This is a genomic window from Kitasatospora sp. MAA4 (assembly GCF_029893355.1).
Taxonomy (GTDB): domain Bacteria; phylum Actinomycetota; class Actinomycetes; order Streptomycetales; family Streptomycetaceae; genus Kitasatospora.
On record NZ_JARZAI010000003.1, the window covers coordinates 34184 to 46318 of the forward strand.

Annotated in this window: 9 protein-coding genes; 6 read left to right on the plus strand and 3 right to left on the minus strand. The window is 70.9% G+C overall.

Annotated features, from left to right (window positions below; genetic code table 11):
* The first annotated feature begins 264 nt into the window (after positions 1-264).
* The 3 genes from ngcE to P3T37_RS04750 all read left to right on the plus strand — a co-directional run bounded on the left by ngcE (position 265) and on the right by P3T37_RS04750 (position 3668).
* The gene (gene ngcE / locus P3T37_RS04740) at positions 265-1665 is read left to right on the plus strand and encodes an N-acetylglucosamine/diacetylchitobiose ABC transporter substrate-binding protein (RefSeq protein ID WP_280722141.1); all 1401 of its coding nucleotides are present in this window, start codon (positions 265-267) and stop codon (positions 1663-1665) included.
* A 100-nt stretch (positions 1666-1765) separates the two neighbouring features.
* Positions 1766-2701, plus strand: coding sequence for a sugar ABC transporter permease (locus P3T37_RS04745; RefSeq protein WP_035806227.1), 936 nt, complete (start codon positions 1766-1768; stop codon positions 2699-2701).
* A gap of 13 nt (positions 2702-2714) precedes the next feature.
* A complete protein-coding gene (locus tag P3T37_RS04750) occupies positions 2715-3668 on the plus strand; it encodes a carbohydrate ABC transporter permease (protein ID WP_280722142.1) in 954 nt (317 codons plus the stop codon).
* A gap of 59 nt (positions 3669-3727) precedes the next feature.
* On the opposite strand, the gene pepN is transcribed toward P3T37_RS04750, so the two are convergent.
* Complete coding sequence (pepN, locus tag P3T37_RS04755) at positions 3728-6310, minus strand: aminopeptidase N (RefSeq protein WP_280722143.1); 2583 nt, start codon at positions 6308-6310, stop codon at positions 3728-3730.
* Positions 6311-6417: 107 nt separating this feature from the next.
* The gene (locus P3T37_RS04760; RefSeq protein WP_280722464.1) at positions 6418-7734 is read right to left on the minus strand and encodes an amino acid permease; all 1317 of its coding nucleotides are present in this window, start codon (positions 7732-7734) and stop codon (positions 6418-6420) included.
* Between the two features lie 394 nt (positions 7735-8128).
* Here P3T37_RS04760 and P3T37_RS04765 point away from each other — a divergent pair, with 394 nt between their 5' ends.
* Together P3T37_RS04765 and P3T37_RS04770 are read left to right on the plus strand one after the other, a co-directional pair.
* The gene (locus P3T37_RS04765) at positions 8129-8728 is read left to right on the plus strand and encodes a biotin transporter BioY (RefSeq protein ID WP_280722144.1); all 600 of its coding nucleotides are present in this window, start codon (positions 8129-8131) and stop codon (positions 8726-8728) included.
* A 44-nt stretch (positions 8729-8772) separates the two neighbouring features.
* Positions 8773-9258: a ribose-5-phosphate isomerase gene (locus tag P3T37_RS04770; protein WP_280722145.1), complete on the plus strand. Its 486-nt coding sequence runs from the start codon at positions 8773-8775 to the stop codon at positions 9256-9258.
* A gap of 25 nt (positions 9259-9283) precedes the next feature.
* Here the strand turns inward: P3T37_RS04770 and P3T37_RS04775 are convergent, their stop codons facing one another.
* The gene (locus tag P3T37_RS04775; protein WP_280722146.1) at positions 9284-10546 is read right to left on the minus strand and encodes a GNAT family N-acetyltransferase; all 1263 of its coding nucleotides are present in this window, start codon (positions 10544-10546) and stop codon (positions 9284-9286) included.
* Positions 10547-10821: 275 nt separating this feature from the next.
* Between P3T37_RS04775 and P3T37_RS04780 the strand changes: the two genes are divergently transcribed.
* Complete coding sequence (locus tag P3T37_RS04780; protein ID WP_280722147.1) at positions 10822-12045, plus strand: PP2C family protein-serine/threonine phosphatase; 1224 nt, start codon at positions 10822-10824, stop codon at positions 12043-12045.
* The last annotated feature ends 90 nt before the right edge of the window (positions 12046-12135 follow it).

The window sequence follows — 12135 nt, forward strand, 5'->3', positions numbered from 1 at the left end:
CCTGCACATTGCACATGCTGCACCGCCGACAACGCTTTGACCCCGGCAAGGCGTTACCGACGGGGAGACTATTGCCGCCGGATGAACAAAGGACTATACCTTTGCCCATCGACGAAACCGCCCCTGACCGGCGCCTTCGCCGCGAGGCACGGTGAAGGCGCGGTCAGGGCAGGGCAGTTGACGGACCGTCAAGGCACTGCGACGGACGCGCCTCAGCAGCACGGAATCCGATCCATACATTGAGGGCGAGGGGTTAGGGCACTCATGGGCTCTGCAATCGAGTACAACCGCCGCGACATCTTCAAGCGCGCAGCCGCGATCACCGTCCTTGCGGCAGGCGGCGGTTCGCTGCTCGCGGCCTGCGCCGGCGGTACCGGCAGCAGCAGCGGCGGCGGGAGCGCGAGCCCGGGCGGCGGCAGCGCGGGAAACCCCTTCGGCGTCAAGGCGAGCGACCCGCTCGACGTGGTCATCTTCAAGGGCGGCTACGGCGACGACTACGCCAAGGACTTCGAGGCCATCTACGTCAAGGACTACCCCGGGGCCAAGATCAGCCACCTGGGTACCACCGACATCGCAGGTAAGCTCCAGCCGCGCTTCAACGCGGGCAGCCCGCCCGACATCGTGGACAACTCCGGTGCCTCGCAGCTCAAGCTGGACGTCCTGGCGAAGAACAACCAGCTCACCGAGCTGACCCCGCTGCTGGATGCGCCCTACCTGGACGACCCGACCAAGAAGGTCCGCGACGTCCTGCTCCCGGGCACCCTGGACGCCGGCACCATCGACGGCAAGGTCTGGTCGCTCAACTACGTCTACACGGTCTTCGGCCTCTGGTACTCCAACAAGCTCTTCCAGGAGAAGGGTTGGACGCCGCCCAAGACCTGGGACGACTTCATGACGCTGTGCGCCACCATCAAGGCGGCCGGCATCGCCCCCTTCGCCCACCAGGGCAAGTACCCGTACTACGCCAACTACACGCTGATGGACCTGATCGCCAAGCAGGGCGGCCCGGACCTCTTCAAGCGCCTGGACGCCTGCGACCCGACCGCCTACGACGACCCGGCGGTCAAGGCGGGCGTCACGGCGTTCTACGAGATCATGGACAAGGACTACCTGCTCCCGGGCACCAACGGCATGACGCACACCGAGTCGCAGACCGCCTGGTGCCAGGGCAAGGCCGCCTTCATCCCGTGCGGGTCCTGGCTCGAGAACGAGATGATCAAGATCACGCCGGCGGACTTCGACATGGCGTTCCTGCCGGTCCCCTCGCTGGCCGGCGACAAGATGCCCCCGAACACGCTGCGAGCCGGTGCGGGCGAGCCGTTCATCGTCCCCAAGCAGGCCAAGAACAACGCGGGCGGCCTGGAGTTCCTGCGGATCATGCTCACCAAGGAGGCCTCCGGCAAGTTCGCCGCGGCGGCCAACTCGCTGACCGTGCTGAAGGACGGCGTGGGCGCGGACGTGGTGCTGAAGCCGGGGACGAAGTCCTCCTCGACGGCGCTCACCGCAGCGGGCACCAACACCTTCTACTACACCTACCCGGACGTCCAGACCGAGTTCGACACCGCGCTGCAGGCGGCCACCGCCGACCTCTGCGCCAAGCGGATCGGCCCGGACCAGTGGATCGCGGCGGCCAAGGCCGCCGCGAGCAAGGTCAAGCCGGCCTGACGATCAGTCGCCGGCCAGTGACAACAGGCACCGGAGACCGCCGCGCGGTCTCCGGTGCTCCCGCGCCCGCGGCAGGCTGTGGCGGACAGGAGCATTCTTCATGCGTCATCGTAAGTACCCATTCATCGTGGGCTTCCTCTTCCTCCCGGTGCTGCTCTACACAGTGCTGGTGATCTGGCCCTACATCCAGACCTTCGGCTACTCGCTGACGGACTGGTCGGGCGTCTCGCCGTCGATGAACTTCGTCGGCTTCAAGAACTACACCGCACTGCTGCACGACGACATCTTCATGACGGCACTGGGCCACAACCTGCTGCTGATCGTCCTGCTGCCGGTGGTCACCATCGTGCTCGCGCTCTTCTTCGCCTTCATGCTCAACGTCGGCGGGCGCGGCGGGACCGGCGGCATCCAGGGGGTGCGCGGGGCCGGCTTCTACAAGGTGGTCTTCTTCTTCCCGCAGGTGCTCTCGGTGGCGATCCTGGCGGTGCTGTTCGAGGCGGTCTACCGCAGCGACGGCGGCGGCCTGCTGAACGGCGTGCTGATCAAGCTCGGCCTGGAGAACGCGCAGCAGCCGATCCTCTGGCTCTCCGACCCCGACCTGGTCTTCTGGTGCATCCTCGCGGTGCTGATCTGGTCCGGCGTCGGCTTCTACCTGGTGATGTTCTCGGCCGCGATGCAGTCCATCCCCAAGGACATCTACGAGGCCGCGCTGCTGGACGGCTCGGGCCGCGGGCAGACCTTCTTCAAGATCACCATCCCGCTGCTCTGGGACACCATCCAGACCGCCTGGGTCTACCTGGCGATCGCCGCGATGGACGCCTTCGCCCTGGTCTCCACGATGACTCCGCCCGCGGGCATCTACGGCGGCGGCCCGAACCACCGCAGCGAGGTGCTGGCCACCTACCTGATGCGCAACTTCCTGCCGTTCGGCAAGGCCGGCTACGCCTGTGCCATGGGTGTTGTGATCTTCTTCATCACCCTCATCCTGTCCGTCGTCTCGCTGCGGGTCACCCGGCGCGAGCGGATCGAGTACTGAGCGGGGCCGAGGTATGAGTACCAAGACTGACAAGACGAGCACGATCCCGGCCCAGAACTCCCCGGTCGCGCCGGCCCGCCGCCCGCTCAAGGAGGAGCGGTTCGCGGACCGCGGCGGCGTCATCAACGTCTTCTCGCACGGCTTTCTCGCCGTGTGGGCGATCATGATCATCCTGCCGCTGGTCTGGGTGGTGCTGGGCTCCTTCAAGGACAACGCCGAGATCGGCGGCAGCGCCTGGTCCTGGCCCTCGCACTGGAGCTTCAGCGCCTTCGGCCGGGCCTGGAGCAAGGGCGGCATCGGCGGCTACTTCACCAACACGCTGATCGTGCTGGCCGGTTCGCTCACCCTGACGATGCTGCTGGGCGCGATGGCGGCCTACGTGCTGGCCCGCTACGAGTTCCGCGGCAACCGGATCATCTTCTACATGTTCGTCGCGGGCGCGATGTTCCCGGTCTACCTGGCGCTGGTGCCGCTGTTCTTCATGGTGAAGAACCTCGGCTCGATATCCCCGCTGCTCGGCCTCAACAGCTACCTGGGGCTGATCCTGGTGTACGTCGCGTACTCGCTGCCGTTCACCGTCTTCTTCCTGCACTCGTTCTTCCGCACGCTGCCCACCGCGGTGCACGAGGCGGCGATGATGGACGGCTGCTCGCACGCCCGGGCGTTCTTCCAGGTGATGCTGCCGATGGCGAAGTCCGGCCTGATCAGCGTCGGCATCTTCAACGTGCTGGGGCAGTGGAACCAGTACCTGCTGCCGGTCACCCTGATGCAGCAGCAGGGCGGCAGCGACCCGGACCGCTCGATGCTGGCCCAGGGCCTGGTCAACCTGGCCTCGACCTCGGGCTACGCGAGCGACTTCCCCGGCCTCTTCGCGGGCATGACCATCGCGATGCTGCCGGTGCTGGTGGTCTACCTCTCGTTCCAGAAGCAGGTGCAGTCCGGCCTGACCTCCGCCACGCTCAAGTAGCGGCCGCAGCAAGAAGAAACGGCCCGCCCCCAGTGAAGGGGCGGGCCGTTCCGCGTTGTTCAGACCCGGTCGGCGGTCTGCGCCCGCAGGGCGCGGGCCAGGTCGTCGCGGCACTCCAGGACCAGTCGGCGCAGCGCCGGCGCCGCGTCCCGGTGGTCCGCAAGCCAGGCGTCGGTGGCGTCCAGCGTCGGCTGGTCGGTCTGCAGCCGGGGGAAGAACCCGCCGACGAAGCGCATCGCGATCTCGATGCTGCGCTCCGCCCAGATCTTCTCCAGCAGCTCGAAGTAGCGCGGCGTGTACGGCGCGGTCAGCTCCCGCTGCCCGGCCTGGGCGAAGCCCGCCGTCTGCGCGCTGACCAGCGCGTTGGGCAGCTCGTCGGAGTCGACCACGGCGGACCAGGCGGCGGCCTTGGCCTCGGCGGTGGGCCGGGCGGCCATCGCCTGGACGGCCTTCTGATTGCCGCCGGCGGTGTTGTCCCGCTTCAGCTCGGCGTCGATCTGCTCGACGGTGGCCCGGCCCTCGGCGGACAGCGCCAGCCAGAACGCCCAGCGCAGATCCTGGTCGACCTCCAGCCCGTCGATCTTCGCGTGCCCGGCCAACAGGCTCTCGATCAGCTGGAGTTGCTCGTCACTGTGCGCCGTCTCGGCCAGGAACCGGGCCCAGGCGAGCTGGTGGTCGCTGCCGGGGGCGGCCAGCCGCAGTTCGCGCAGCGCACCCTCGGCCAGCAGCTGCCCGCCCTCCGTGCGCCAGGCCGGGTCGGCGTACAGACTCAGCGCGCCCAGTGCCTGGAGGTGCAGGCTCTGCAGCACGCCGATCTCGGACTCGCGTCCGGCGAACCGCAGCACCAGCGCCAGGTAGTCGCGGGCCGGCATCAGGCCGTCCCGGGTGAGGTTCCAGCAGGCCGACCAGGCCAGTGCCCGGGCCAGCGGCTCGCGGATCTCGCCCAGCGAACTGCCCACGGTGGCCAGCGAGTCGGCGTCGAAGCGGATCTTGCAGTAGGTCAGGTCGTCGTCGTTGACCAGGATCAGCGCCGGGCGCGGACGGCCGGCCAGCTCCTCGACGACGGTGCGCGGCCCGGTCACGTCCAGCTCGACCCGGGTGGTGCGGACCAGCGACCCGTCCGCCTCGCGGTTGTAGAGGCCGATCGCGATCCGGTGGGTCCGCAGCGTCGGCTGCTCGGCGGTCGCGTCCTGCAGGACGGCGAGCTCGGTGATCCGGCCCTCGGCGTCCACGGTCAGCTGCGGGGTGAGCGAGTTGACGCCCGCGGTCTGCAGCCAGGACGCCGACCAGTCGGCCATCGCCTGCTCTCCGCGGCCGGAGGTCACCGCGAGAACCTCCAGCAGGTCGCCGAGCACGGTGTTGCCGAAGGCGTGCCGCTTGAAGTACTGCCGGGCGCCCTCGAAGAAGGCGTCCCGCCCGGCGTAGGCGACCAGCTGCTTGAGCACCGCCGCGCCCTTGGCGTAGGTGATGCCGTCGAAGTTGAGCTTGGCGTCCTCGACGTCGCGGATGTCGGCGGTGATCGGGTGGGTGGTGGGGTACTGGTCCTGCTTGTACGCCCACGCCTTGCGCTGGTTGGCGAAGGTGACCCAGGCCGACTGGAAGCCGGTGGCGGCCTGCTGGGAGAAGGCCCCCATGAAATCGGCGAACGACTCCTTCAGCCAGAGGTCGTCCCACCAGCGCATGGTGACCAGGTCGCCGAACCACATGTGCGCCATCTCGTGCAGGATGACGTTGGCCCGGGCCTCGTACGCGGCCGCGGTGACCCGGGAGCGGAAGACGTACTCCTCGCGGAAGGTCACGCAGCCCGGATTCTCCATCGCACCGATGTTGTACTCGGGCACGAAGCACTGGTCGTACTTGCCGAACGGGTACGGGTAGTCGAACTCGTCGTGGAAGAAGTCCAGGCCCTGCTTGGTGACGGTGAAGATCTCCTCGGCGTCGAAGTGCGCGGCCAGCGACTTGCGGCAGGTGGCCGCCAGCGGGATCTCCAGCCGCGTGCCGTCCGGCAGTTCGCGGCTCCAGTGGTCGCGCGCCACGTGGTACGGGCCGGCCACCACGGCGGTCAGGTAGGTAGAGATCGGCCGGGTGGGCAGGAAGCGCCAGACCCGGGCACCGTCCTGCTCCTCGACGCTCTCCTGCGCGGAGTTGGCGTAGACGTCCCAGGCGGCCGGCGCCGTCACGGTGAAGACGTAGGGCGCCTTGAGGTCGGGCTGCTCGAAGTTGGCGAACACCCGGCGGGCCTCGGCGGGCTCGTAGTGGGTGTAGAGGTACGTCTCGCCGTCGGCCGGGTCGGTGAACCGGTGCAGGCCCTCGCCGGTACGGCTGTACGCGCAGTCCGCGTCCACCACCAGGACGTTGGCGGCGGCCAGGCCGTCGACGCCGATCCGCACGCCGTCGAAGGCGGTGGCCGGATCCAGCGGGCTCCCGTTCAGGGTGATCGAGCGGACGCCCGCGGCGAGCAGGTCCACGAAGGTGGAGCTGCCCGGCGCGTCGCAGCGGAAGCGGATGGTCGTGGTGGAACGGAAGGTGGCGACGGAGGCGTCGGGCGCACTGGTGACGTCGAGGTGCACCTCGTAGCCGTCCACGCTCAGGATTCCGGCGCGCTGCTGTGCTTCGTCCCGGCTGAGGTTCTTCCCCGGCACTGCGGTACTCCTTTGTCCGACTCGCACGGTGCTGTGCAGATGTTGGGGGCAGGTCTTGCCCTTCGGCATCTTTTCACGGGTACGGGACGGTTCAGGGGTTCATTTCCTTAGCTGAGAGCCACCTGTGAGTCGCGTCGCTGCTTGGCGTAACCGGCTGCCGCGAGCAGCGTCACCAGGACGCCCGCGGCGTAGAGCTGCGCGCGGTCGCCGGGGGTGGTGGTCATCAGCCCCAGGATGCCGACCACCCCGGCCAGTGCGACCCAGGTCAGGTACGGGAAGCCCCACATCCGGACGGTCAGCAGCTCGGGCGCCTCGCGCTCCAGCCGGCGGCGCATCCGCAGCTGGGAGACGGCGATGAAGATCCAGACCACCAGGATGGCCACGCCGGTGGTGTTCATCAGCCAGCTGAAGACGGTGTCCGGCCACCAGTAGCCGGCCAGCACCGCGGCGAAGCCGAAGGCGCAGGAGGCCAGCACGGCGAGCCTCGGCACCCCGCCGCTGACCCGCGCCAGCGCCTTCGGACCCTGGCCGCGGGCGACCAGCGAGAAGGCCATCCGGGAGGCGCCGTAGATGTTGGCGTTCATCGCCGACAGCAGCGCGATCAGCACCACCGCCTGCATGACCATGGCCGCCCCCGGCACGTCCAGCAGGCGCAGCACGGTGACGTACGGGCCCTCCTTGACCACGGCCGGGTCGTTCCACGGCACCAGCGTGACGATCAGGGCCATCGAGCCGATGTAGAAGACGGCGATCCGCCAGACCGCGGTGCGCACCGCGTTGGCGACGTTGCGCCGGGGATCGGCGGACTCCGCGGCGGCGATGGTGACCGTCTCCAGGCCGCCGTACGCGAAGACCGAGGCGAGCAGGCCCGCGATCAGTCCGCTGGTGCCGTTGGGCAGGAAGCCGCCGTGGCCGGTCAGGTTGGCGGTGCCGGGCGCGCCGCCCGAGCCCAGCACGCCGCAGACGCCCAGCGTGCCGAGCACCAGGAAGGCCACGATCGCGCTGATCTTGACGGCGGCGAACCAGAACTCGAACTCGCCGAAGTTCTTCACGGCGGTCAGGTTGCTGGCGCAGAAGAACGCCATGAAGACGCCGACCCAGGCCCAGCCGGGCACGCCCGGGAGCCAGGAGTTCATGATGGTCCCGGCGGCGGTCGCCTCGGCGGCCACGCCGCAGCAGAGCATCACCCAGTACATCCAGCCGGCGGTCACCCCGGCCCACGGGCCGATCTCCTGCTCCGCGTGCACCGAGAACGAGCCGGTGGCGGGGCGGGCGGCCGACATCTCGCCGAGCATCCGCATGATCAGCATGACCAGCAGCCCGGAGAGCGTGAAGGCCAGGATGATCGCCGGACCGGCGGCGGCGATGCCCGCGCCGGAGCCGACGAAGAGGCCGGCGCCGATCACTCCGCCGAGCGCGATCATCGACAGGTGCCGCGGCTTGAGGCCGTGCGCGAGCTGCGGTCCCTCGCTGCCGGTCGGGGCGAGCGTCGGCGCGGTGGGCGCCGGCGGGGCGGAGGTGGGGGCCATGAAATGGATCCAGACGTTCGGAAAGCGGACTTGCCGTCTCACTATCCGGTGCCCCGGCTGAGACCGCCAAGGGCCCGGCCCGACGGCCCAGATGGCGGACGGTGCGATCGCACACCGTGACGACCTCTGCACAGTGAGGCGCGGGGTGGAGCGGAACCCCACAAGCAGGGGACCTGACGCTTTGTCGGATCGCCGCTCGAAACCGGGTGGTTCGGACGCGTAGGTTCACACCTGTGCACCCGTACGGCTGGGGCCCGCCCGCAGTCGCCGACCCAGAGTGGAGACCCCGATGGCCATCGCCTCGTCGATACCGTCCCGTGCCGTGCTGGCCGATCTGCTGCCCGCCGCCGGCAGCCGGCTCGGCGGCCAGCTGCGCGAGCTGGCCCTGGTGGGCGGCGGCGCGGCGCTGACCGGCCTGGCCGCGCAGTTCTCGGTGAACGTGCCCGGCTCGCCGGTCCCGGTCACCGGCCAGACCTTCGCCGCGCTGCTGGTCGGCACCGCGCTCGGCGCCCGGCGCGGCGCGGCCTCGCTGGCCCTCTACCTGCTGGCCGGGATGGCCGGGCTGCCCTGGTTCGCGGCCGGCAGTTCCGGCTGGGCGGCGCCGAGCCTGGGCTACGTGCTCGGCTTCGTGCTGGCCGGCAGCCTCACCGGGCTGCTGGCCCGGCGCGGCGCGGACCGCAGCCCGCTGCGGACCGCGGTGGCGATGGTGCTCGGCAACCTGGCGATCTACGCGGTCGGCGTCCCGTACCTGGCCGCCGCGCTGCACGTCCCGCTCGCCCGGGCCGCGCAGCTGGGGCTCTACCCGTACCTGATCGGCGACGGGCTCAAGGTGCTGCTGGCGACCGGCGCGCTGCCGCTGGCCTGGAAGCTGGTCGGCCGCCGCGCCTGACCCGTGCTCGGAATCGGGTGCACGCGCATGCCAGACTCATCCGCATGCGCGTTTACTTGGGTTCCGACCATGCCGGATATGAGCTTAAGAACCACCTCGTCGAGTGGCTGACGGCGGCCGGCCACGAGCCGATCGACTGCGGCCCGCACATCTACGACGCCGAGGACGACTACCCGCCGTTCTGCCTGCGGGCCGCCGAGCGCACCGCCGCCGACCCCGAGGCGCTGGGCATCGTGATCGGCGGCTCGGGCAACGGCGAGCAGATCGCCGCCAACAAGGTCAAGGGCGTGCGGGCCGCGCTCGCCTGGAGCGAGCAGACCGCCGCCCTGGGCCGTGAGCACAACAACGCCAACGTGATCAGCGTCGGCGGGCGGATGCACACCCAGGAGGAGGCGACGAAGTTCGTCGAGATCTTCCTGGCCACCCCGTACAGCGGCGAGGCCCGGCACACCCGCCGGATCGAGATGCTCTCGGCCTACGAGGCCACCGGTGAGCTCCCGCCGATCCCCGCCCACCACCCGCAGGGCTGACCCTGCCGTCGCCGCCTTGGCTGTCTCAGAATCCGTGCGGCAGCCAGGGCGCGACGTCCCAGCCGAAGGCCCGGGAGGCCTCGGCCAGCGCGCCGGTGCGCAGCTCCTGCACCAGCCCGGCCCCGGCCAGCGCCGCCAGTGACCGGCCGCCGAGGTAGGCCGAGCCCAACTCGCGTGCCGACAGCGCCAGTTCGGCCCGGTCGGTGGTGGGTTCGCAGTTCGCCCCCTTGCCCGGTCCCGCGCTGTGCAGCCGCCAGCGCCCGGTGTTCCACGGGCAGAACTCGTCCGTCACGTCCAGCACCACGTCCAGCGGGGCCTGGTAGTCGCGCGAGCAGAGCGCGTCGCCGACGTCGACCAGCCGCAGGAAGAGCGCGTCGGTGAGCTTCGGCATCAGCCGGCGCGGGTCGGAGACCAGGTGCAGCAGCGGGTCGTCCACCGGCAGGTTCTCGCCGAGGACGGTGTCGGTGAGGTCGAGGTCCAGCAGGAACCCCCAGAGCGCCGCGTACGCCTGCGGCGAGGCCGCCATCGTGTCGCGCACCCGCACCACGCCGGCCGGGCCGCCGTGCTGCCAGTCGCCCTTGGCGCTGTACCGGGCGTAGCCCAGCAGCTCGCCGCTGGTGCGGTCCTCGGCCAGCACGCACTGGAGCGGTGAGCGGCCCCCGCGGTCCTCCGGCGGGTCGATCACCGGCAGCTGCTCCCAGCCGGGGCGCCGGGCCAGCATGCCCGGCCGCAGCGGTACCAGCTCCGCGTACAGCCGTTCGCAGGCGGCCGAGGTCTCGACCGGATCGGCCAGCCGCAGCCGGATCGTGTCGCCCTCGGGCCGGCGCACCTGCACCCGGGCGCGGGCGATCTCCACGCCCATCTTCCAGGTGGCCAGGCCGTAGCCGTAGCGCCCGTAGATCGCCGGCTCGGAGGCGGTCAGCGCGGCGAGCGACTCGCCGCGCTCGTGGATGTCGTCCAGCTGGTGGCGCATCAGCGCGGTGAGCACGCCGCGCCGCCGGTGGGTGGGCAGCACGCCGACGTTGGCCACTCCGGCGGTGGGCAGCACGGCGCCGCCGGGCACGGCCATCCGGAACGAGTAGGCGGCGGCCGCGCCGACCGGGGCGGGACCGTCCCAGACGGCCAGCGAGCGGTCGAACTCGGTCAACCCGCGCCAGAGCTCTCGCCGCGGTGGCGACTCGCTCTCGCCGCCGAAGGCGATCTCCACGCAGCGGTACCAGGCCTCCCAGTCGGACTCGGCAAGGGTGCGCAGATCCAGGGTGTCGGGATGCCCGCCAGGCTGTGTCATATGACACAGGTACCATCCACGGCCGTGCCGTGCGAGCCCATTGCGCCCTTGTCCTGCGGGTTCCCGCGCGGGAGTGGGGAGGTGGGCGGCAGCACGGGCGGCGCGCGCCGGCCCGAACCGGCGCGCGGGGCTGCCGCGCGCCTCAACTCGCCTCCTGAGACTGCCCGGTGAGCCCCGGGTGTGGATTCTCTGCCCGGCTGAAATCAGCTGGACATTCGGTCAGTGCGTGACAGCCCGTCGACGTGGACCGGTCCTGGTGGATAGGGTCAGCCCCCATGGCTGGCAGCACGCCGGGCACACCGCCCCGGACGACCACGACGGGAACCGCCGCCGCGGACCCCGTGAAGGCCCGGTTGCGCAAGCGGCTCTACCGGGCCCGCCGAACGCTGCGCCGAACCGGAGTGGACTACTTCCGCGGCGACGCCGCGGACTGGCTCGCCTTCGCCGTCCTGCTGCTGATGGTCCCGCTGCTGGTGGCCCTGAACGTCTGGATCCCCGCCTGGATCCCGCCGACCGCGCTGGTGCTGCCGATCCTGGCCGGCGCCCTGCTGCTGCGCCCGGGCTCGCTGGTGCTGCTCTACGCGGCCGCGGCGCTGGGCCTCTCCGCGGAGTCGGTGATCCACACCGGCGAGCGGGTGGCCAGCAGCCGCCCCGAGGCGTACGTGTTCGGCGTCACCCCGGGCGCCGCCCTGGTGGTCGGCGCGGTCGGGGTGGCCGGACTGCTGGTCGCCCAGTTCCGCAGCCGGGTCGGGGTGCCCTGGCGCGGCGGCGGCTCGATGCTCTTCGACCTGCGCGAACGCCTGCGGGTGCAGAGCCGGGTGCCCGACCTGCCGCAGGGCTGGCACGCCGACATGGCGCTGCGCCCGGCCGGCGGGCAGTCCTTCTCCGGAGACTTCGTGGTGGCCGCCCGCACCGGTCCCGGCCGCCGGGTGCTGGAAGCGGTGCTGGCTGACGTCTCGGGCAAGGGGATGGACGCCGGATCCCGGGCGCTGCTGCTCTCCGGCGCCTTCGGCGGCCTGCTCGGCTCGCTGCCGCCGCACGACTTCCTGCCCGCCGCCAACGGCTACCTGCTGCGCCAGGAGTGGGAGGAGGGCTTCGCCACCGCGGTGCACCTCGCGCTCGACCTGGACACGGGGGAGTACGAGCTGCTCTCGGCCGGGCACCTGCCCGGCATGCAGCGGCTGGCCGGGGCCGGGCGCTGGGAGATCAAGGAGTCCCAGGAGGGCCCGCTGCTGGGCATCTACGACGGCGCCAAGTTCGAGGGGGTGCGCGGGCGGCTCGGCCCCGGCGACGTGCTGATGCTCTGCACCGACGGCATGGTCGAGGCGCCGGGCCGGGACCTCTCGGAGGGGATGGACCGGCTGATGGGCGAGGCCGACCGCCTGGTGGCCGGCGCCCACCTGGGCGCCGGCAGCCGCGGCGCCGCCGGCCGGCTGATCGAGACGGTGGCCAAGGACATCAACGACGACCGCGCGGTACTCCTGCTTTGGCGCGACTAAGACCGTCCGTCGCTTGGGGGGCGGCGTCGCGACGCCCGGGCTCTCGCCTGGACGGCTTCTCCTCAGTCGCCAATGCTCCGCAGTGGCTCC

Coding starts and splice junctions, on each gene's coding strand:
- P3T37_RS04775 (WP_280722146.1), bottom strand. CDS start 10,546: ATGACACAGCCTGGCGGGCATCCCGACACCCTGGATCTGCGCACCCTT.
- P3T37_RS04765 (WP_280722144.1), top strand. CDS start 8,129: ATGGCCATCGCCTCGTCGATACCGTCCCGTGCCGTGCTGGCCGATCTG.
- P3T37_RS04770 (WP_280722145.1), top strand. CDS start 8,773: ATGCGCGTTTACTTGGGTTCCGACCATGCCGGATATGAGCTTAAGAAC.
- P3T37_RS04760 (WP_280722464.1), bottom strand. CDS start 7,734: ATGATCGCGCTCGGCGGAGTGATCGGCGCCGGCCTCTTCGTCGGCTCC.
- P3T37_RS04745 (WP_035806227.1), top strand. CDS start 1,766: ATGCGTCATCGTAAGTACCCATTCATCGTGGGCTTCCTCTTCCTCCCG.
- ngcE (WP_280722141.1), top strand. CDS start 265: ATGGGCTCTGCAATCGAGTACAACCGCCGCGACATCTTCAAGCGCGCA.
- P3T37_RS04780 (WP_280722147.1), top strand. CDS start 10,822: ATGGCTGGCAGCACGCCGGGCACACCGCCCCGGACGACCACGACGGGA.
- P3T37_RS04750 (WP_280722142.1), top strand. CDS start 2,715: ATGAGTACCAAGACTGACAAGACGAGCACGATCCCGGCCCAGAACTCC.